A 21,619-nucleotide genomic window follows, 5' to 3' on the forward strand; every position below is an offset into this window, starting at 1 on the left:
GATCTCCCACTTGTGTTGCGTGATGGGGAATACCTTTATCCTACACCGCGACTTAGGGGTTTGCATTATGAGAGCCTACTGCCGCACAATTTGTCCTCCCTGCACTGTCAAAATTTGAGAAGATTTTAGCCACAGTGCATCAAATGAACCCAGGTGAGTCGTCGTAATTAAGGTTTGAAATCGATCTTGAATGGTTTCCAATAGCTTATTTTGGCGTGTTAAATCTAACTCCGCCAGCACGTCATCTAACAACAACAGCGGCGGCTCTCCTACCACTGCCTCAATCAACTTCAATTCTGCCAACTTTAACGCCAATACCAACGTTCGCTGCTGTCCTTGAGAACCATATTGCCGCGCCGGAGTGCCATTAATCATAAACTCTACCTCGTCTCGGTGCGGACCCACCAACGTTGTCCCTTGGTGCTGCTCTGCGATCGCCCGTAGCTGTAACCGTTCCAAAAAAGCCTGCTGCACCACCAGCGGGTCATCTTCCTCAGTCCCGACATTGGGCGCATAATGAACCTCTAAGCTCTCAGCACTGCTGCTAATTGCCTGGTGCCAAGTCTGGGCTAAAGGCGCTAACCGTCGCACTACCCGCGATCGCCGCCGAATTACCCGTGCCCCGATCGATGCCAACTGTGCATCCCAAATTGCTAATTGCGTCAAATCTTTCCCGGCTTCACCCTGCTTCAAAAATGCGTTGCGCTGCCGCAAAACCGTGTTGTACTGCTGCAAAATGTAGGCATAAACAGGTTCCAATTGCATCAATAATGTATCTAACCAATTTCGTCGTTCTCCTGGCCCACCCCGCACCAAATCCAAATCTAAGCTGGAAAACTGCACTGCATTAAGCAAGCCTAAGAAATCCAACTGTCGTCGCAATGCTTCCCCATTTAAGCTGACGGTTCGCCGCCCATTGCTGCGTAGCGTGATCATCATATCGCTTGAACCTGCATCGCGTGCCAAGACTGCCGCAATTTGTCCGACAGGTTCTCCCTCCAACACCAACTCCCGATCGCGCATTGCCCGATGCGATCGCAAGGTTGCCAACAGTTCCACTGCCTCTAGCAAATTCGACTTGCCTTGCGCATTGTCTCCCACCAAAATTGTTTTGGGCGCCAAAAATTCTACCCATTGCTCTCGGTAATTGCGAAATTGCTTGAGCTGGAGAGACTGGAGATACATGGGTAAGGGCAGACGATAAACAATAGATATTCCTACCGTTTATACCACCCTGGCGATAGGCGATGGGACAGGCTCTAGATTTTGCGCTGGAATGCTCGCGATTCCTGCTGCCCTAAGCTCAATGTTTCTTCCTGAGTGCTAGAGTGCCAATCTTGTTCGGCGTTGGCATTAGCACTCAAGAAGAAGTTAATCAGCGTCTCAAATTCAGAGCGGTCTGTTCCGACAGTCGGAAGACCATTGGCTTTAGAGGGAGCGGTTGCTTGTACTAATTGGTTCATTAAGTCGGAGGTTTTGAGAGACACCGCAATATTGCTGATGGCTGTATTTTCTACAGTAGCTTCGCTGGCGTGACTGGGAGCCACTGCGCTGGTCTCTTCGACTAAAGCGACATTGACCTCACCAAAAGGATTGGCTGATGCTTGAGGTTGAGGCGGGGAAATCTCTTCCTCTGTTAAAGGATAAGAGGCCGCTGCCTGTTTGGCTTTGGCAAGACTTCTCAGAGCTTTCTGGGCATTGGTTAAGTTATGCTGCGCCTCGAACAAATCGGCAGCCGTTTCCAGATGGGCGATCGCCCCTTGATAGTTCCGCAGCTTTTGCCAGTTTAAGCCCCGATAGTAGTAGGCAACGGCAGCGTCAGGAGCCAGTCGAATCGCTTCACCGTAATCAGCAACGGCTTCTGCATATTTTTCTAGTTTTTGCCACGCCATGCCCCGGTAGAAATAGGCGATCGCGCAAGTTGAATTAAATTGAATGGCAAAGCTAAAGTCACTAATAGCACCCGCTTGATCATGCTGCTCATAGCGGATGAAGCCCCGATTGCAATAAGCCGAAACTTGATGAGGGGCATGGTGAATCGATTGAGTAAAATCATCGATCGCGCTTTCTAAGTCACCGTTATCGTAATGCACTAGCCCTCGGTAGTTGTAGGTTATGGCATCGTCGGGGTTGAGCTTCAGAATTTGACCATAGTCGGCGATCGCGCCTTGTTTATCGCCCAAGTCATGACGAGTGACAGCCCGGTTCCAGTGCGCCACTAAATCATCCAAGGCAAGCTGAGGGGTTTCAAAACAACTCACTAGCCGCTGAATCACTTCAGGATCTTTGGTGCGGAGCTTAAGCTGTAGCTCGGAGAATGCGCTGTTCGTTCTCAGGGCATCAGCGATTCCCAAGACAGCAAAGCTGTCATCGGAAACCAGAAAGTTTTCGCTAGTGCCCAAGATCTTAAATTGGAAATTTTGAGGATAAGCTTTCTTAAGCTTGAGCAGTTTGTGAAGCGACTCTTGAACATTGGGCTTCTGGCTCTGTGTCATCCAGCCTCGGCGGACTTTGCTCAAGAATCGTTCGTCGTGGCGATCGCTTAACTGACACCAACCTATGTCGAGTTGCTTACCTTGGCTCAGGAAAACCTCAAGCTTAGTCAGTAAGGTTTCATCAAGGTCACTTTGTCCAGCCCAAGGAAAAATTAAAATCAACCGCTGCTGCGTCCGTTCCAAGGCTTCATCTAAGACGGCACGACTGCCTGCCAAGATGCCCTGCTCATCCGGATCAGGTTGGTCACCGTTCAAGTCAAACAACAGTTCATATTGGGGCTGACTGGGCAATGCTTGCAACTGTTGATTGATCAACTGCATTTCTTGCTCTAGGACTTCTTGAATGCGCGCCTTAAACTCTAGGCTAGATTCGGGTGGAGGAATGCGCCCCGACAGTTCTTGAAGCTGACCCTGAATAGCGACGACATCTAGCGTTTGGGGGAGTTGGCTGACTTGCTCCCGAAGCTGTTTTTGCTGGCGGGCGAGGTGCTCGGTAAATTCTTGGATGGTGCTAAGCTGCGATCGCAGGTTGTTCAAATAATCAGCAGCCATCCCTCGGATTTCAGGATAAATCTGAGCCGCATTTGGAGAAATAACCGTAAAGTCAAATCCGGACTGCTGAATCTGGGCTGCAAACATTGCTTCGAGTTCAGCCGCCGTTAAGGGTGGCTGAGGCTCAACGGTAGAGCGATTCAACGTTGAGCCACCGATAGTCGAGCCACTGATAGTCGAGCCACTGATAGTCGAGCCATTATCATGAGTTGCAAGCTTACTTTTGCCCGCACTCACTTCCAAGGTTTCTACCGACTGCCGCAGAGATTCCTGCTGCTGCTGCAAATCTTTCATCTCACTGATCATGCTGACTAGATCCCGTTTGGGAACTAAATCGGCAATCATCCGAATTAATTCACTAACTTCTTGGCGAAGGGAGCTTAGGTCGAAGGAGGGAGAAAGTTTGCTGATGCGGCGATCGAGCCTCGTAATTTCTGCATTGAGCGCAGTGAAATTTGGTTTGATTTGAGAAGTCAGATCATCAAGGTTCCCTAAAATGTCAGATACTTCTGCCTTCAGTTGATCTAGCTCGGTGCGCACATGCTTCGGTTGAGAGAGTTGACCCAGAGCATTAAGCTGTTCAGAAATTTGAGTAACGCTTTCTGTTAAGTGACCGTAACGACCATTGAGTTGATTTAAGTCCTGACGCAAACTATGAATACTTTGCTGTTCTAAAACATTGAACCGTTCCTGCATTTCCTGCTGAACCGCAGTAATTTCTCCATAGAGTGCTTCAGCAACTTCTCGGTCTTTACGAAGCAAGCCTTTTTTGAGAATATGAATGGCTTCAGGAGCAGGCATTGCCACAACTTTCTGGTTAAGCTGTTCAACCTGATGCGTTAAGCGTTGATCGAGTTCTGCAAATGTAGAAGTCTTGTTTTGCTCTGCTTCTTGCTCGTAGCGGCGGCGGTTGACTAAGCCTAATGCGACCAGCAGCGAGAGCGGAGTTGTGGTAAACAACATCTCTTTCAGTAAAAGAGATGCGACTGAACCTACCCCTAACCCCACCAGCGATGCATTTTCAAGAGCATCTAACCAAGAATATTTCTTCATAAAAGTTACTTTATAGATGCGGTAGTGAATCTCAGACCACAGCGTTTAATGAATTGCGACTACCGGGAGTGAAGATAGTCTTCTGAAAAAGAAGGGGCATTTCCTAGTTATTCATGAGTTTTGCATGACAATCAGGACAACCTTTTAAGATTCTTCTAGAAGCCCTTTTCTGGGTCGCAGTGCTTGCGGAATGGACAATCATTAACTACGCAACTGAGGAGAAAGATTCCGAACGAAAGTAGCATTTTATACTTGCATAAACCATCTGTACGGTGTTATAGCTTTTCTTGAATCCAGGCGCGGAAGACCCGGAGGGCAGCAGATAAGCTCATGGAGTCACTTTGCTCAAGAAATTCAAGAATACGATCGCCCGATAATCCTGGAAAAGTACTGCTGTGACTTTGGGAAAGATAGCGATCGCTCTGTAAGCCGTAGATTAATAACTTGCCTTTCAAAACGTCTTCGCCTGCTGTGGTAATGTAGCGCCAGACTTCAGGAATGGCGAGGCTGGCGTAAAGAGGCAGTTTGTCGAGTTTACTTTGAGTGAGGGCAACTTCAACGAGAAGATTGGGAACAGGATCTTGAGGTATGTAGATCTCAGGTTTATGGGGGAGGGAAGGAGTCGAGAAGTAGTAGCAAGCGTCAGGTTCGGTGGCACAGAGAAGGTCTGGGCTTTTGAGCATGACAGGAGCGATCGCTTCTACAGGTTGCTTTAATTCGTCGGCAATAATTAAGACAAGGGACTCTAACAGTTTGTGGCAGCGATCGTGCTCGGCGACAGGAGTCATCATTTCTAGCTTGCCTCGCATATAGGTAAGGCGAACCAGGCGATCGACCCCTAACTCAATGACAAGCTGCTCAAATTGCTCCCAACTGACATTAGGAAGAAGGACGCGTTGTTCGTTAGGGGGACGATCTTTAGGCATGAATAAACTCTGCATCTTAAGTCAACCCGTTAGCGTTTGTTGAAGAATTGGCGATCGCAAAAATTAGACAGAGACGGGGATGCTACTCTGATTATCTTTTATTTCTAGGAGGTGTCTTTGCGTTAGCTTTCGCTTGTTTCTACTCGGCTAGTAGATTTTTCCGATCGTCCGCGCCACCAGGCTAGGGAGGTACTGGCAATGAAGATGCTGGAATAGGCTCCGGCAACAAAGCCAACAATCAGCGCTAAGGCAAAGTATTTAAGCGTTTCTCCACCTAAAAAGAAGATAGCGGTCAGAGGAAACAGAGTGGTGAGTGTGGTGTTAATGGAGCGGGTGAGAGTTTGGTTAACGGCGGTATCAACAATTTCATCAATGGAGCGATCGCCATCGATTTTCATAGTTTCGCGGATGCGATCGTAAATAACGACCGTGTCATTGACCGAGAACCCCACGATTGTCAGCAGCGCCACAATGAATAAGCTGTCTACTTCAATGCCAAACAGCAGCCCCAAAATTGCAAAAATGCCAATGGTGATGAACACATCATGCAGCAGTGCCACAATAGCAAACACGGCGTAATCGAACTGGAACCGAAGGCTAAGGTAGCCTAGAATTCCTGCAAAGGAAAGCAGGAGAGCCAACAAACCTGATGTGAAAATTTGTCGCCCCAGGGTGGCTCCTACAGAGTCAATTTGGCTTGTCGTGAAGGTACCAACCTTTTCGGTAAGAGCCGCTACAAGCTTGGTACGTTGGTCAACATCTAAACTAGAAGTGCGAATGGTCAGGGCTTGTTCTTCATTGCCTACAACCTGAATGCTGCTGCCTGCCAAGCCCTGCGTTTCCATAACGGCTCGAACGATCGCTGGGTCGATCGGTCGATCGCAGTTGTTAGGCTGGGTGCAGTCGAGTTCGAGTTGAAGCCGCGTGCCACCCACAAAGTCGAGGCTGGGGCGAAGAGGAGCATTGATTTGCTGCCAATTGATGAACATGGCAATGATGCCCGCCAAAAGGACGACAGCGGAGATTGCCCACCAGAGCGATCGCTGTTTAATGACTTCGAGCTTCATGAGGTTTTCTCCGCCTGAATAGATGAGGGCAAGTTGGGGGAGAACCAATGGGGTTTCCGAAGGCTGGGAATAGTCAGGACGTAGAGCAACAGCGTCCGGCTACAAGTTAACGCTGTAAACATGCTGACCCCAATTCCTAACGCCAGGGTTAGCGCAAATCCTTTGACCAAACCTGTGCCTAGCCAAAACAGAGCCGCACAGGCAATTAGGGTCGTCACGTTGCCATCTAAAATGCTGGAGAAAGCACGATAAAAGCCCGACTCGACTGAACGGTAAAGGGTTTTACCCGCCTGCAATTCTTCTCGGGTGCGTTCAAAAATTAGCACGTTTGCATCTACTGCCATGCCAATGCTAAGCAAAAACCCAGCGACTCCAGGTAGGGTCAACGTTACGCCCAACAGGTTAAAAATTGCTAGGGTAAAAAGGGCATATAGGAGCAGGGAAATATCGGCAATAAACCCAGGTAACCGGTAATAAAACACCATAAAGATGAGAACTAGCGCTAACCCTAGGGCACCCGCGTAAATGCTGCTTTGGATACTGTCTCGTCCTAAGGATGCGCCAATCGTGCGGTTCTCTTCAACCCTTACAGGAACAGGCAACGCACCGCCGCGAAGCTGAACGGATAAGTCGTTGGCTTCTTTCGTTGCAAAGTTTCCAGAGATACTGGCGTTTCCTCCTGTAATGCCGCTGGCAGCGTATTTAACATCGACACGAGGGGCACTGAGGAGGCGATCGTCTAGAAAGATGCCGAGGCTACGTCCTGTTCCGGCAACATTTTTAGTTAGGTTAGCAAAGCCTTCGGCTCCTTGCGCATTGAATTTCAGCACAACTTCCCAAGCATCGCCGCCAATGGGCGCAGGGTAAGCTGTTTCGAGGCTGTCGCCAGTGAGAGGCGTTTTGTCAAACAGTCGAGATATTGCTTGATTGCTGGCATCAATTTCTGCTTGTTTCGTGGCGATCGCGGCTGCATCTCCAGTTTTCTTCAGCGTTTCTAGCTCTAACCGCTTTGCCGTTAAAACATTAAACTCAACGGTCAACTCAGCTTCTGTCCCTTGTCGCTGTTCTCGAAAGTCTAGCTGGGCGGTGCCACCCAAAACCCGCTCTGCCTGCTCTGGGTCGCTGACTCCGGGTAATTGGATAGAGATTTGATCGGATCCAACCGTCTGTACCAATGCTTCTGAAACGCCTAGACCGTTAATTCGATTTTCGATGACGCGCTGAACCGCTTCGAGCTTTTCAGGAGTAATTGTAGGAACAGCTGCCGTAGGAAGCACCCGCAGCGTTAGCTGAGACCCTCCCTGTAAGTCCAGTCCGAGTCGTACAGGAAATTGCACAATCACCACAATTGCGGCGATCGCCAAGACCAATATCAAAGCCAATAAAGAACGCTGTCTGCCCATGCTGTCTGCCCAAATATGTAGCCGCTGCAACATCAGCTATGATAGCTGGATTTTTGGGCACAGATCTTCAACCGCGTTCAAAATTATCACCCTCAGCCCGCAAGGAAACGGGGCAAGCACTGCTCACCCCGTCTAGGTAATCACTAGGAAGTCGTTAGATATAGGTCAAATGCACACCTGAATTAGCTAACCAGCTAGCTTTAGAATCTGTAAGCAGCACCGACTTGAACGCTTACGGGAGTTTTGTCGCTGTTGGCAACGCCATCAATCGCCACTTTTACATCACTGTAAAGCGCAATGTTGCGTTGAACTGCGGTTTCAACCCCAGCGGTCAGGACAGCAGCATTTTGGTTACCCAATGCAGAGGTCGTGCCCTCATCAGTTGCGAAAGAGTAGCCGCCACCTAAGTAGATGTTGGTGTTAGGAGCCACGCCCAAGTCATAAGTCACGGTAGGAACTAGGTTAACGTTGTTGCTCGTGATCAAAGCTGCGCCTCGCAGTGAAACAGGCGCTTGGGGAAGGGCATACCGACCTTGCACGTTACCCCCAAAGTTAGCGTCGTTGTTACCGACTTCACCACCCAAACCAACCGTTGCGCCACCGCCCAAGTAGCTACCTGTCATACCGCGAGCAGTCTGAGCAGAGGCGCTATTAGCCATCAATAGAGCAGGCGCAACAACTAAAACAGACAAAACGGACATTGCAGCAGATTTTACTGAGAATTTCATGATGAGTAACCTTGTTGAGTTTCTAGTATTTTGTGAACTGTTTTTAGAGATTTTTCTTACTAACCTAACCCTTGTTGATGAGACAGGTATTTGTTAGAAGAACTAGTAGAAAACGACTTGAACTTTACTCCTAAGCTTTGTTTTTGAAGAGTGGTTCGTAAGATTTCAGCCTTGAGGCGAATGTGTCTTATTTCTGTCATCTACATCAGTGTGTTAGTTAATTCCAATCTAATGTGGGTGGTGATAACCGAATTCCTACACTCCATTCAACTCGCTGCTTAGAAGCTTGTTTCGTTCGTTTTCTTTACCTCTTTTTCTCTATGTTTCAGTTATAGCGCTGTCCAGTAAGGGATGTATTAAATGTGTACTCTTTTGCAACTGTCATAGATGGCGGAACTTGAACTTGAATAGTTTTAAAGGTTTTTCTAATAGTTTTAAGTGCAGTAGTTTGAAGTTGAAAAACTCATAAAGTTAATTTACTCTGTTCTGACAAAGTAAGATATAGAAGGAATTAGTAGACGTAAAAGAGCGTGATTTGTTCCATCACGCTAAAAGAATGTTTGAGAAGAAGTGCAGTGATCTAAAGGCGCATACAATCGAGCAAAAAAGTTCTTAGACTTGCCAAAAAAAGTCGTCTGAATGTCATGCTTTGACACTTTATTGTCACATTGGCAACTTTGTAACCAGCTTTTCAACGAAGCTGAAAATATCTGTTGTTCCCTATTCTTTTGTAGTCTTACTCTTTTGAAGATTGAGCGATCGCGCTCCACAAGCCATCAATGCTGATACGATTTTTCTGCTGATGGTAGGCTGCCAAACCTGCTTCCCCTTTCTTTTCTGCCCAGTCTACCAACTGCGATCGCGACCCCTGATGCTCATAGAGCGGAACTCCATGTCCGCAGGAAGTTTGTACCCGATCGATGTCTGCGGTAATAATTTGTCGAACGCCAGGAATGGCTGGAAATTGAGTAAGCAAGCCCTCCCATTCCGCAGCATTGGGGAGTAATGTTTGTCCAGTACCATAGAGCCGCAAAATACTAGGCGCACCTTGAAAAGCACAAAACATTAGCGTAATTCTTCCGTTCTCTTGCAAGTGAGCCGAAGTTTCGTTGCCGCTTCCAGTCAAATCTAAATAGGCAACCCGGTTCGGAGAGAGGACTCGGAAACAATCTAAACCCTTAGGCGAAATGTTGACATGTCCGGTTTCACTGAGCGGAGCGGTGGCAACGAAGAATAAATGCTGCTGCTTAATGAATTGCTGCAACTCAGGAGTAATGTGGTCAAAGACTTTAGCCATAGGATTCGGTACGAGGGTGCAAAATTGGGAACTGCTGAATGAAAGGATGAATCTGCTCCTTTCCTTGATGAGAGGGACTTTGACTCAGAGCCATACTTTCTATGCAGTAATGCTCTGAATTGACTGCTGAGTTAGTTACTGTTGAGCTAACTACTGCTTAAAAGTAATTACCCGTCTGCATATGACTTACAATAGAACATTAGTTCTACTATTTACGTTCTACTCCTAGAGTTTTACTGTTTAGGTTCAAATATTGCTTAGGGTCAAACATCTCCCTAGTCCGTATTTTTTCGATATAACTCTATTTTGAAGAATGCTTTCTTGCCCATCTCTCTTACAACTCTTAAGAACAACTCCCATGGTTAAGTACACGCTTAAAGAAGATCCCGAAGTGGCGATCGAAGTGCCAGGTAAAGATTCGGCGAAGTCCCGCGACAAAGCCATGGATAAGCTCATGAAGCTGCTGAACGAAGAAAAATTGAACACCAACCTAGAGGATGGGTTTGGTCCCGATGAATTTATTGAAATTCGGGAACCTTCTACGAACGGTAATTCGCCTGAAGACGATGAAATTGTGGAAGCCGTCCAGACTTTGAACAACTTCGCCACCCTTAAACTCAAAACCCAGGAGTCGAAGCAAGAGGCGCTAGAAATCCGGGCTTTAGTCGATTTATTGTTCTCCGATGACCCGATTTCTGAAGACGAGGTGACTAAGCTTAAAGAGGGCTTTAAAGTGCTGAAAACATTTGCCCAAGCCAATATTAAGTACCGCGAAGCTAAGTCTCAGGCAGAAACCGCTAGGAGTACGCTCGATCGCGCACTCACCTCTAATACCAGCACCCGTGCTAAGGATTCACGTAAAGATTTATGACAGTCAGGAACTTTCAGGAACCGTTCTAATCCCCAGGGGTCTAAATCATAGTCCACCTGCTTTGTATCCGATAGTGGCTTATGAACGTATTACCTCTCCTGGCAGTCCTTTCCCTAGGGACAGCAACCTCTAGTGCTTCCTGGACGACAAACCCAAGTTTAAGGTTCCAGCCCGCATTACAAATTGCACAGTCGGGTCGGGCTGAGGCAATCTGCACCTCTGAAGTCCGCGATCGCGGCTTACGCGTGGTGAATATTTTAGAAACCAATGATCACTCTGGCGGAACTGAAGTGATTATGCGGGTTACGCGGAGCGGTAATGACTATACGGTAGGATGTGACTACAGCGCCTCTTCTCGCAATGTGGAGTTGTATCGCATTGAAGATGGTCGCCGCGATCGCGATGATCGTTTTGAGAGTGATGATGATGACTCGGACGATCGCTTCTATCGAGGCGATCGCAATAGAAGCGATCGGGTGAGCGATCGGCAGGATGCCGAAAACATTGCCAGAGAAGCCGTAGGGGATCAGTTAGACATTGACGACCCCTATTCTGACATCGTTGAGATTGACGACATTGAGCGCAATAATCAAACCTGGATTGTAGAAGGCGAAGCGAATGGAGCACCTTTCCGAGTCCGAATTCGCTCTAATGACGCTTCTATTGAAGACTTCCAGCTGTATTAAAGAATTAAAGAGTTCTGTAAAGAGTTCTGGCACTGCTGAATGAAATTATGAATCAATTCAAAACCCCTTTTCTGTAGGAGAAGGATTGGGGGTTAGATCGCTCTCGCTGCATTGGCGACCTAATCTAACCCCTAGCCCGTTCCCCACAAGCAGGGGAACCGGAAAAAAGGCAGAGAATCCAGATTTTCAGACTTTCATTCAGCAACGCCAAAAGGGATAGGCATTTTGCCTACCCCTTTAAAGTTTCAGTTCTGCAAGAATTTTAGAAACCAGCAGCCCTAAATATCCTGTTCGCTCAATTCACGGGTGATGTAATCGAAGGGTTGATCGATAAAAGAAGCATATTCATCAATCCCTGCCAATGCCACCTTATCTCTAACCACATCCTTCATAATTTGGATGCCCATTACAGTTGGCGCGATCGGCACACCCAAAGAATTGTAGGTTTCCCGCAACCCTTGGAGCACACGCTCGTTCAGCACATCCATGTTGCCTGCAACCAACGCATAGCTGGCATAGCGAAGATAGTAGTCCATATCTCGCAAACAAGCGGCATAGCGACGAGTCGTGTAGGCGTTGCCTCCCGGACGAATTAACTCAGGGACATCTTCAAAAAGCTGTAAGCCTGCCTGTTTCACAATGGCGGCAGCATTCCCATTAATCACGGCGGCGGCTTGAACTCGCGCCATGCCCGTGTTGAAATAGGACTTCAAGGTATCGAGAGCATCCCGATCTAGATATCGACCTGTGTTGTCGTAGTTTTTAATTAGACTGGTTACCGCGTCCCGCATGAGGTCTCGTCTCCCAATGTGCTGTCTATAGTTGGTTTATGATTCGCCCTTCAGTTTATCACGGTGCGTTTCTCAGAATTGACTTGAAAGCGCTGATGGGCAAGGTTCAGGGCGTTAAGTTTAGTAACGAAGAATGTACAACTTTGTCTACGAACAACGCTGCCAAACCTTCCAGAGGCAATTCAATAGACTCAACTAAATCCTTGCAAGTGCAACTGAGCCAGAGTTTTTAGGGAGAGTTCTTAGGACGACTTATGAGCACGTTGCTTGACAGACACCGCCGGGGTCGCGCTGCCCATAATCTTCTAAATCTAAACCGAGGAAGGCTAGTTTTGTATTTCTTGATACAAAATACTGCAAGCCCTGTTTCTAGGATGATTTAGAATCTGGAGATTTATTTGAAGTATGTATCCTCACTAACTGTCAATAGACCTAACGTCTGAGATGCAGCAGCAATGCCGACTCGACATCGTTAGAGTTCGTTCCTCGGTAGCTGGACTCACAGCTTCTTGCCCCAATCAACTCAGAGATAAGCCTACAGGATTAAGGAGTAGTTCATGGCTGAAACAGCACAAGAAATTTTAAACATGATTGATGAGCAGGGCATCGAACTCATCGACCTAAAATTTGTAGATCTATATGGCATTTGGCAACACTGCACCTTTCACAAAAGTCTTATTGACGCAGAGTCCTTTGTGAACACAGGCGGCGTGGCATTTGATGGTTCTAGCATCCGCGGCTGGAAAGCCATTAATAACTCCGACATGGCAATGGTGCCCGACCCCACCACCGCCTGGATCGACCCCTTTATGGCAGAACCAACCCTCAGCATGGTCTGCACCATTGTTGATCCACGCACCAGCCAAATGTATGAGCGCGACCCGCGATCGATCGCTCAAAAAGCCGTCGATTACCTGATCTCCACTGGCATTGGCGACACTGTATTTTGCGGCCCCGAACCCGAATTTTTCATTTTTGATGACATCCGCTTTGGGCAATCAGGTCACGAAAGCTACTACTTCATCGACTCTGATGAAGGCGGCTGGAACACGGGTAAAGATGGCGGCAACTTGGGTTACAAAATTACCAAGAAGCGCGGTTACTTCCCGGTTGCGCCCTCTGACATGCTGCAAGATATCCGCACCGAAATGTTGCTGACTATGGCAAAGTGCGGCGTGCCCATTGAAAAGCACCACCACGAAGTCGCTGGCGGTGGTCAGTGTGAGTTGGGCATTCGGTTCTCGGATTTGGTTCATGCTGCTGATTACGTCATGACCTACAAATATGTGGTCAAAAACGTCGCCCGCAAGTATGGCAAAACCGCAACCTTTATGCCTAAGCCCATCCATGATGACAACGGCACAGGAATGCACAGCCATATGTCCCTTTGGAAAGATGGTCAGCCTTTGTTTGCAGGAGATCAGTACGCTGGACTTAGTCAAACCGCCCTCTGGTTCATTGGTGGGTTGATTAAACACGCTCCCTCAATTCTGGCATTCACTAACCCTACCACCAACTCTTACAAGCGTTTGGTGCCTGGATTTGAGGCTCCGGTTAACCTGGCGTATTCAGCCGGAAACCGCTCAGCATCGATCCGCATTCCGCTCTCGGGTGCCAACCCCAAGGCAAAGCGCCTAGAATTCCGTTGTCCGGATGCTTCCAGCAATCCTTATCTAACCTTCTCAGCAATGCTGTGCGCGGGTCTAGACGGCATCAAAAACCAAATTGATCCCGGTGAGCCGCTTGATGTAGACATTTACGAATTGTCTCCTGAAGAGTTGGCCAAGGTGCCCAAAGCTCCAGCAACTTTGCAGGAAGCCTTAAGCAACCTGGAACGGGATCATGACTTCTTGACGGCTGGAGGAGTGTTCCCTGAGGACTTTATTTACAACTGGGTTTCTCTCAAAATGGATACGGAAGTGAAGCCTTTGAGCAAGTTGCCGCATCCGCTTGAGTTTGAAATGTATTACGACTGCTAATCAGGGGTTAGGACGGTAATGGGTGGGGGCGACCCTGGCGGTATCTGCAAAGCAGCACGCTCTAATCATCCTCTTAAATCCATCTAAAAAACAGAAAGGGAGACATACAGATTTGTGTGTCTCCTTTTTTGAAGCAGCATTCTAGCTCTTCAGTCTATGTCTCGCTATTGTTTCGATTGATAAGGAGGCTGTAGTTGAATGTTAGAGATGATTAACTTTCACATTAGTAATGAGCTTATTTGAAGGGAAATTTAAGATTTATTGATCAATGAATCGTGTAATTCCTTAGAAGAGGAAAACTTTATTCGCAATAGCTGCTCAAATCTGTACTGATATAAATTACTAAGACACTTAAGCCAAGTTCCAAGTTTCGTCCGAGTATTCGACTGAAATCAGTTCTATTTGTAGAATCCTGTGTGGCTAAACTTTGAATAATGAGTTAGATTTTGTGATGCATGATGCTGAATAGTGGCAGTGTAAGCATTTAAGTTTGATTCCCGTTTAAAGAGTTCCTAGATTAAAAGAATTTAGAATCTTGTTAACACTTTGTAGCCAGCAGTAACCGTTTTAATGGTTTATTTAAGTGCATAGCGCTACATCTTCATCCTTTCACGCTAAAAGATTTCATGACTCTTCTCAACTCCGATCGCCCGTCAGTATCCGAGGAATTTGAACAATCTGAAGGGATAGCTCTAGATGAAATCGCTTCAGAAAGCTCCGCATCCACCGATCCCCTCAAGCCTGATCCCCTCAAAACAGCGACAGGGGTTTATGTGACAGTCCACGGGCATTTCTACCAACCACCCCGCGAAAATCCATATCTCAATGCCGTCGAACGCCAGCCTAGTGCCGCGCCTTGCCACGATTGGAACGAGCGTGTTCATCAGGAATGCTATCGCCCTAATGCGTTCGCTCGCGTTCTCAACAACGAAGGCGAGGTCGTGGGGATCGTCAACAACTTTGAGTATCTCAGCTTTAATATTGGTCCGACCCTGATGAGTTGGATGGAACGCCATGATGTAGAGACATATCAACGAATTTTAGAAGCCGATCGCCATAGCTGCGAACGGTTAAATGGACATGGCAACGCCATCGCCCAGGTCTACAATCACATCATTATGCCCCTCGCCAACGAGCGCGACAAATATACTCAAATTCGCTGGGGCAAAGCTGACTTTTGCAAACGCTTTGGGCGCAATCCTGAAGGGATGTGGCTAGCGGAAACCGCTGTCGATTACCCGACGCTAGAAGCCTTGATTGCAGAGGATATTCGCTTCATTATTTTGGCACCGTCCCAAGCTCAGCGCTGTCGTCCCTTAGATGATCATTCTCCATGGCTAGAAGTGGGTGGTGGGCAAATTGATCCGGTTCGTCCCTATCGCTGCTACCTGCCTGGACGAGACAAATACATTGATATTTTCTTTTATGATGGCCCGATTTCGCGGGATATGGGCTTTAATGATGTGCTTCTCAGTTCTGGGCATTTTGCCGGACGAGTTAGCACAGCCGTTCGGGCAGATCATCAGCCCTCGCAGTTAATTTCAGTGGCTACGGATGGCGAAACCTTTGGGCATCACAAAAAAGGTAGCGAAAAGGCTTTAGCCTACGCCCTGGTCAAGGAGTTTCCCAAACGGGGCTGGACAGTGACTAATTACGCCCATTACCTTTGCCTCAGTGCCCCCACCTGGGAGGTAGAACTCAAGCCCGTCACAGCTTGGAGTTGCTCCCATGGAGTCGATCGCTGGCAACACGACTGCGGCTGTGGCGGTGGCGGCGGCTGGCACTTACAATGGCGCAGACCCCTGCGCGATAGCCTGGATTGGCTACGAGATCAGCTTGTCAAAGTTTACGAAGAGACTGCTCCCAAGTTTTTCCGTGATCCGTGGAAAGCGCGGGATGAGTACGTGCAGGTCATTCTCGATCGTACTCCCACTCACATTCACCAGTTCTTGACCAAACATCAAACCCATCGGCTGACATCGACAGAAAAAGTAGATGCACTCCAGCTTTTAGAAATGCAGCGCCATACCCTGCTAATGTACACAAGCTGCGGCTGGTTTTTTGAAGAAATTTCTCGTCCAGAAGGCACCCAGATCCTCCGCTATGCTGCTCGTGCTCTGGAGCTAGCAGGTGATGTCTCTGGCATCCAGCTTGAGAAAGGCTTTATCAAACGTTTGGCGATCGCTCCTAGCAACGTCGAGCAGTTCCAAACGGGTGCAGAAGTTTACCGTCAACTGGTTGCGCCATCCGTGGTCAGCCTAGAGCAAGTGGCAGCCCATTATGCCTTAACCTCCTTATTCACTCCCTATTCCCGCGAACAGCAAATCTATTGCTATACCGTTCATCAGCAGGATTATCAACTTCAACGCTTGGGCAATCTCACCTTAGCCGTTGGGCAAATTCAGATCAGGTCAGACATTACTAGATCCAGCACTAGCATGGCGTTTGCAGTGCTGCATTTGGGCGGCTGGGATTTTCACTGCTGCATTCAACTTTTCAAAGGACGACGGGTCTATAGCCAAACGAGAGACAATTTGTTTGAAGCGATGCAGCAAGCCAGCGCCGCTCAAACGATTTTGGCAATGAACAAGGCGTTTGGAGATCAATCCTACAGTTTGCAAAACCTGTTTGCTGAGGAGCGTCATCGCCTGATGAATTTACTTAGCCAGGAAACTCTGATGCGCCTGGATCAACTGTATACTCAGGTTTACCGCGATAACTATGGCGTACTGATGGCGTTCCATCGAGATCAACTAGAGGTGCCCCAAGAACTCCAGGTGGCGGCTGAGATTGCTATTACGCAACGGGCGATCGCCGCCCTACAATCTCTCGAACGAGAAGCCAGCGATTTTCCGCCCAGCAACCCGCAACTCTGCCTCAGCTACTTGGCAGACTTGGAAGCGATCGCCATTGAAGCCCAGCAACTTCACTGCCAACTCAAGCTCCCTCAAATCTCGGCAACTTTGGAACGTCTAATTGTCTCCTGGCTATGGAATTTGCTCAACAGCCCTAATCCTCAAACCGTTGAGGCAGATGCTCTCTGGGTTCAGCGGCTCATCGATTTGGGTCAGCAGCTTCACTTACATCTGCGCCTGGATGATGCCCAAGAGCTTTATTACAAGCATTTGCATGAGCAAGATTCGATGGTGCGAAGTTCGGCGGCACTACTGGAACTGGGGAAAGGGTTGGCGATCGGGGTGGGGTAAGTTGGGTCAGGGCAGGTTGGGGTTGGGAACCATAAAGTTTGGTCGGGTGAGCCGCTAAGGCTATGAGCCATGTCAGCAAGCTAATTCCGGACAACGTTGTCACAGGCGTTGTAACAACAGTCGTTCTTTCTTCTGCTGAAATCCTCAAACCTAGCTGATGTTGGCATTGCTGAATCAAAATATGAATCCTTCAAAGTCCCTTCCCTTTAAGAGAGAGATTTAGGGAGAGGTCTGTCTCGCTGCGTTGTCGAAACCTAACCCCTAGCCCCTTCCCTGCGAGGGCAGGGGAACATGATTTTCATATCGCAATTTAGCAGCGCCGCTGATGTTTTATACGATATGTACACTAGCAATAATCGTTCAATATTTGCACGGAACAAATTAAGACCGTTTATAGAATCTGAAGTGTGCAAACGTAAAGTTATTCAGCTTCCGAGCGATCGCAATGTGGTGGAAGCTACGTATTTAATAGTTAAGGAGAGGGTAGATTCAGCAAGCCCTGTTTGAGTCTTAAAATACCTATTCAATAGGTTTGGCGATCGCCTCATTAGTACCAATCTGCGATCGTCAATCCCGGAGCCCTAGGAATTCCCTCACATTGTGAGTCACGAGTGTCGCCTGAAGTGCTATGGCTGTCCCAGCAATCAAAACGTCGAGTGAGCCAATAGGCATTCCTTGTTGTTCTAAGTGGGCACGAATTTTTGCAGATGCAACAGCCCCCTCTAGGTCAAAAGGAACAACAGTAGTTTGGTTCAAAAGTTGTTGAACCTGTTGGATACGTTTTTCAGAAGAACTCGACTTTACGATGCCAACCTGTAATTCAAAGAAAACGATCGCGGGAACAAAGATGAGTTGGGGAAGAACCCTAGCTAAGTTCTGTGTCACCTGCCCTTGTCCTTTGAAGTGGTAAATCAGGGTATTTGTATCTAAAACAAACAACTACAGACTCTCACAGGGGATGTCTTATCCTGATTCAGCCCTGATTTCTTCTAGGGTAAGGAAGTCATCTTTCCAAACTCCAGAAAGAGAATACACTAACTCTGACCACTCTGCTAAATCGACAGGGGCGTTGGGCTGGTTAGGGTCTACGTGTTTGGCATGGATAGACTCGGCAAAAGTCAGGACTTCACTAGCTTGCTCCTGAGGCAGAGATTTGACAAGGGCGTAAATCCTTTCAGCGATCGTCATAGTTTTAATGCTAGAGGAGATGTCGATTTAGTCTCATTTTAGCGATCGCACTTCTGCTCAATACCAATCTGCAAATACTAATCTACAGATGAAATGTTCAGCCCTTTTTGTAAACATCGCCTCGATTCCCAATACTATAAATCTCAATCTGACAAACCTCTATGTCTATCGTGAAAATCAGACGAACTTTGCCAACTCGAAGCCGATAAAAGCCTTCCCAATCACCTTTCATTTGTTTAATGTCGAGTTCTGTAAACGGAATCAGGCTTTGTGTTTCAACAGCCGTCAGCAATTGATTCAGCTTTTCCTGAATGCGGCTGATTGTTTCGGGGTCAGCTTTTTCGAGGAATTTGATTGCCTGCTTACGAAACCGGATTGCCATGCTTCACCCACTCTGTCATATCAACGGCTTCGTCTTCAGAGTAGTCAGCAGGCGAACCGAACTCGGCTTCCAGTTCCGCTTGCTCAGCATCATCAACATAGGGCATCAAAATTTTGCAGAGCGTCAATCGCTCCTCTCGCAAAACCTCTCGCATCGTCTCTTTAATGAGCAGTTTGAGTTCCTGAATTTCCACGGTTTTCCTCATTAAGATTACGCTTCGTAAATTCTTACAACCTACCACTCACCCCTCCGAATCAAGCCACCGACTTACTCATCTCAGTCAGACGAATCATATCTTGCCGAGGATCAGCATAAGTTACCTTTACATCTAACCGTTCACCCACTTCCATTGGACGGCTAAAATGCATGGCAATTTCTAAACCTAACTCTTCTAATAGCACCAAACCCAAATTCTCGTGTTCCCGCAACCAGCGCAACACCAGCGACTCCCAAATTTCTTCGGGTCGTCGCCGCAAATACTCCAACGCCCAATAGCGATTGGTTTGGCGCTCCACTAGCATCGACTCATAGGCAGTGTTGCTAATCACCTGAATTAACTCTTTAATTGATTCCATTGAGAAAGGCAACGCCTCGCCTCGCAAGTGCGCTTTGATCTGAAAATGCGCCAGCAGGTCAGCATACCGCCGAATTGGGGATGTTACTTGCGTGTAGGTATCTAACCCCAAGCTGGCATGGCGAACGGGTGTGATACTAACTTCGCTGCGGGGCATACAGCGGCGAATTGCACAGTCTCGGACGAAGCCAGCCGGGAGTTGTAGTAGCTCTCCTTCGGGCGGCAGTTCTGGCTGGGGTTGACCCCGGAAGGGCAGCGGCAAACTGTGAGCTTCGCCGTAGCGCCCTGCCACTTCTCCCGCCAAAATCATCATCTCTGCTACCAGCGATCGCGAAACAGAATCTTCTAAAACTTCGATCGTAATTTCGTCATCCTTCACCTTAATCGACGATTCGGGCATGTGAATGCTGATTGCCCCTTGAGCCTGCCGCCAACTCGATCGCCGTTTTGACCAAGTGGCGATCGCCTCTAACTCTGGTTCTGCCTGCACGCCTAGCTGCAAAATTTCATCAACATCTTCATAGGTCAAACGATAGGTTGGCTTGACCAAACTCACCTGAATTTGGTAGTCTTCCACTCCCCCCATTTCATCTAAAATCACCCCAAAACTGAGCGCCGAACAGACCTTTCCCTGAGTCAAGCTCATGGGCCCAGTCGCTAACTCTGGGGGAAACATCGGAATCATACCTGTAGGCAAATAGATGGTAGTGCAGCGACGACGTGCCTCTAAATCCAGGTCATCACCCGGTTCGACCCAACGGCTAGGATCAGCAATGTGTATCCAGAGCCGCTGTCGTCCGTCTGGCAAAGATTCAACGCTCAGTCCATCATCAATTTCGCGGGTGCTTTCGTCATCAATGGTATAAACCTTGAGGTGAGTGAGGTCTAACCGATTGGGGTGAGCATCAGGCGGCGGCGACGAGAGATGGGATGCGGACATTTCGGATGCCTTACTAGAGAACTGAATCGGCACTTGGCTGCGTCGCAGGAATAGATTTTCGTGAGGACTCCAAAGCCCCAGCGCCACCAGGAGTTGCAGCGCTGCTTCAGCAGTTTCTGGTCGCCCTAAGGAGGTCAGCAGTTCTAAGGCAGGCGTTCGATGAGTCGCCTCGTCTCCCAAAAGCGCAAATCGCTCCAGAGCATCTAGCCGGACACGATCGCTACTCTGCCATTCCACCGACTCGCCCTCTAGAGCTTGCCTAATGCGGTTGAGGAAGTTTTGTCCCTCCTGCAAGCGCTGCGTCTCAACGTTAGCCTGATGCTTGAGTTCTGCGACCTGAGCAGAAGAACGCGGTTCGTAGCGATCGCCCTTCTGTTTAAAGTAAAGCTTATCCTCTGACAAAAGACAGTATGCGGCATAACAAAAGACTGGTGTCTTCTGGGAGAACAGCAGCATCGCCATACCGGCTGGGTCAACCGACTCGCCATCTAAAATTTCCCAAGCGACTTCTAAACTGTCGGGGTCGAGGTAGGACTGAGTTTCTTGCCAGAACCCGGTAATTTCTTTTGGGGTATAGCTCTGACCTGTAACGGTGTAAGTAACCTGCCGAGAGTGGAGAGTATGAGGATGCGATCGCTCGTCAATGGCAATCCAGTTCTTTTTCCCCTCAGGGCGATCGATAACCGCTAAGCGACGACGATCTGAGGCATCGCCCTGTAGCTTGAACTCAACTAAAGTTCCCTTCTCCATGAAAGTATTGATGGCTATGAGGTTAGGTAATTTATGCCCTATAACGGCATGTCGCTATTATGAGGCTTAAAGTTCCCTCTGCTCATCACCTCATCGCATCAAATTGCTACAAATTGTTGATTTTTCTGAACAGCACTCCAGAAAAATCAACGTTTGCAGAGTTTAAGCACTAGCCTTCTTGGTTTACAAAGGGCAAGAGCGCCAGAATTCGGGCGCGTTTGATTGCTTCAGTTAAATCACGCTGTTGCTTAGCGGTTAAACCTGTAATGCGCCGAGGCAAGATTTTACCGCGCTCGGTAATGAATTTTCTAAGCAAGTCCACATCTTTGTAATCAATGGGTTCTTCGGGCTTGAGGGGAGAAACGCGACGACGAAAATATGCCATAGGTCTTTACTGGAATGATTGAAAGTGAAAATTACTTAATTTCTTTATGAACTACATGCTTATTGCAGTGACGGCAGAACTTTTTCAGCTCTAACCGCGCCGTGGTGTTACGACGGTTCTTTTGCGTGGTGTAGCGGGAAACTCCTGCTGAACGCTTGTCGGGGTTGGTGCGGCACTCAGTGCACTCCAACGTAATAATAATTCGTACGCCCTTCGCCATAACTCTATACTTTTACTTTTAGGGACAGTTAGACACAGTCTCTAATTATTTCACAGTATTGAGAAAATGACGAATTATCTTTTGTATTATTTCCTGCTCTACAGCCAAAGACCCTGATACCCAAGC

General features: G+C 48.0%; 18 protein-coding genes and 1 pseudogene. 4 read left to right on the forward strand and 15 right to left on the reverse strand.

The features are described 5' to 3' along the window. Nucleotides 1–75: 75 nt before the first annotated feature. From recF to KME11_06540, 7 genes are all read right to left on the reverse strand, one after another. A complete protein-coding gene (gene recF, locus KME11_06510) occupies nt 76–1,185 on the reverse strand; it encodes a DNA replication/repair protein RecF (GenBank protein ID MBW4514862.1) in 1,110 nt (369 codons plus the stop codon). A gap of 74 nt (nt 1,186–1,259) precedes the next feature. After that, nucleotides 1,260–4,100 (reverse strand): tetratricopeptide repeat protein, encoded by a 2,841-nt coding sequence (locus tag KME11_06515; GenBank protein MBW4514863.1) that lies wholly within the window; start codon nt 4,098–4,100, stop codon nt 1,260–1,262. Between the two features lie 275 nt (nt 4,101–4,375). Then, nucleotides 4,376–5,026 (reverse strand): Uma2 family endonuclease, encoded by a 651-nt coding sequence (locus KME11_06520; protein ID MBW4514864.1) that lies wholly within the window; start codon nt 5,024–5,026, stop codon nt 4,376–4,378. A 122-nt stretch (nt 5,027–5,148) separates the two neighbouring features. Next, entirely contained in the window at nt 5,149–6,093 is a 945-nt protein-coding gene (secF, locus tag KME11_06525) for a protein translocase subunit SecF (GenBank protein MBW4514865.1), read from the reverse strand. Further along, nucleotides 6,090–7,496 carry a protein translocase subunit SecD gene (gene secD / locus KME11_06530; protein MBW4514866.1) on the reverse strand — a complete coding sequence of 469 codons (1,407 nt, stop codon included), beginning with the start codon at nt 7,494–7,496 and terminating at the stop codon, nt 6,090–6,092. The genes secF and secD overlap by 4 nt, the downstream gene beginning before the upstream one ends. A gap of 200 nt (nt 7,497–7,696) precedes the next feature. Beyond that, nucleotides 7,697–8,224, reverse strand: coding sequence for a porin family protein (locus tag KME11_06535; protein ID MBW4514867.1), 528 nt, complete (start codon nt 8,222–8,224; stop codon nt 7,697–7,699). A 736-nt stretch (nt 8,225–8,960) separates the two neighbouring features. Next, complete coding sequence (locus KME11_06540; GenBank protein MBW4514868.1) at nt 8,961–9,521, reverse strand: pyridoxamine 5'-phosphate oxidase family protein; 561 nt, start codon at nt 9,519–9,521, stop codon at nt 8,961–8,963. A gap of 358 nt (nt 9,522–9,879) precedes the next feature. On the opposite strand from KME11_06540, the gene KME11_06545 reads away from it, so the two are divergent. Both KME11_06545 and KME11_06550 read left to right on the forward strand, forming a co-directional pair. Further along, nucleotides 9,880–10,392: a hypothetical protein gene (locus KME11_06545; protein ID MBW4514869.1), complete on the forward strand. Its 513-nt coding sequence runs from the start codon at nt 9,880–9,882 to the stop codon at nt 10,390–10,392. A gap of 80 nt (nt 10,393–10,472) precedes the next feature. Continuing rightward, nucleotides 10,473–11,078 carry a hypothetical protein gene (locus KME11_06550; protein MBW4514870.1) on the forward strand — a complete coding sequence of 202 codons (606 nt, stop codon included), beginning with the start codon at nt 10,473–10,475 and terminating at the stop codon, nt 11,076–11,078. A gap of 278 nt (nt 11,079–11,356) precedes the next feature. On the opposite strand, the gene apcB is transcribed toward KME11_06550, so the two are convergent. Beyond that, on the reverse strand, nt 11,357–11,869 hold the full coding sequence (gene apcB / locus KME11_06555; GenBank protein ID MBW4514871.1) for an allophycocyanin subunit beta: 513 nt from the start codon (nt 11,867–11,869) through the stop codon (nt 11,357–11,359). A 557-nt stretch (nt 11,870–12,426) separates the two neighbouring features. Here apcB and glnA point away from each other — a divergent pair. Continuing rightward, entirely contained in the window at nt 12,427–13,848 is a 1,422-nt protein-coding gene (gene glnA / locus KME11_06560; GenBank protein MBW4514872.1) for a type I glutamate--ammonia ligase, read from the forward strand. A gap of 626 nt (nt 13,849–14,474) precedes the next feature. Further along, entirely contained in the window at nt 14,475–17,054 is a 2,580-nt protein-coding gene (locus KME11_06565; GenBank protein MBW4514873.1) for a DUF3536 domain-containing protein, read from the forward strand. A gap of 547 nt (nt 17,055–17,601) precedes the next feature. Here KME11_06565 and KME11_06570 read toward each other — a convergent pair. The 7 genes and pseudogenes from KME11_06570 to rpmG all read right to left on the reverse strand — a co-directional run bounded on the left by KME11_06570 (nt 17,602) and on the right by rpmG (nt 21,493). Beyond that, nucleotides 17,602–17,993, reverse strand: a pseudogene (locus KME11_06570) (type II toxin-antitoxin system VapC family toxin). Nucleotides 17,994–18,017: 24 nt separating this feature from the next. Next, nucleotides 18,018–18,242 (reverse strand): DUF2281 domain-containing protein, encoded by a 225-nt coding sequence (locus KME11_06575; GenBank protein ID MBW4514874.1) that lies wholly within the window; start codon nt 18,240–18,242, stop codon nt 18,018–18,020. 97 nt (nt 18,243–18,339) lie between these two features. Then, on the reverse strand, nt 18,340–18,624 hold the full coding sequence (locus KME11_06580) for a type II toxin-antitoxin system RelE/ParE family toxin (protein ID MBW4514875.1): 285 nt from the start codon (nt 18,622–18,624) through the stop codon (nt 18,340–18,342). Next, nucleotides 18,605–18,829: a hypothetical protein gene (locus KME11_06585; GenBank protein ID MBW4514876.1), complete on the reverse strand. Its 225-nt coding sequence runs from the start codon at nt 18,827–18,829 to the stop codon at nt 18,605–18,607. The genes KME11_06580 and KME11_06585 overlap by 20 nt, the downstream gene beginning before the upstream one ends. A 49-nt stretch (nt 18,830–18,878) precedes the next feature. Beyond that, nucleotides 18,879–20,888: a ribonuclease R gene (locus tag KME11_06590; GenBank protein MBW4514877.1), complete on the reverse strand. Its 2,010-nt coding sequence runs from the start codon at nt 20,886–20,888 to the stop codon at nt 18,879–18,881. A 169-nt stretch (nt 20,889–21,057) separates the two neighbouring features. After that, nucleotides 21,058–21,273 carry a 30S ribosomal protein S18 gene (rpsR, locus tag KME11_06595; GenBank protein ID MBW4514878.1) on the reverse strand — a complete coding sequence of 72 codons (216 nt, stop codon included), beginning with the start codon at nt 21,271–21,273 and terminating at the stop codon, nt 21,058–21,060. Between the two features lie 31 nt (nt 21,274–21,304). Further along, nucleotides 21,305–21,493 carry a 50S ribosomal protein L33 gene (gene rpmG, locus KME11_06600; GenBank protein MBW4514879.1) on the reverse strand — a complete coding sequence of 63 codons (189 nt, stop codon included), beginning with the start codon at nt 21,491–21,493 and terminating at the stop codon, nt 21,305–21,307. Nucleotides 21,494–21,619: the final 126 nt, after the last annotated feature.

Origin of the sequence: Timaviella obliquedivisa GSE-PSE-MK23-08B (assembly GCA_019358855.1) — a bacterium.
GTDB classification, from domain to species: domain Bacteria; phylum Cyanobacteriota; class Cyanobacteriia; order Elainellales; family Elainellaceae; genus Timaviella; species Timaviella obliquedivisa.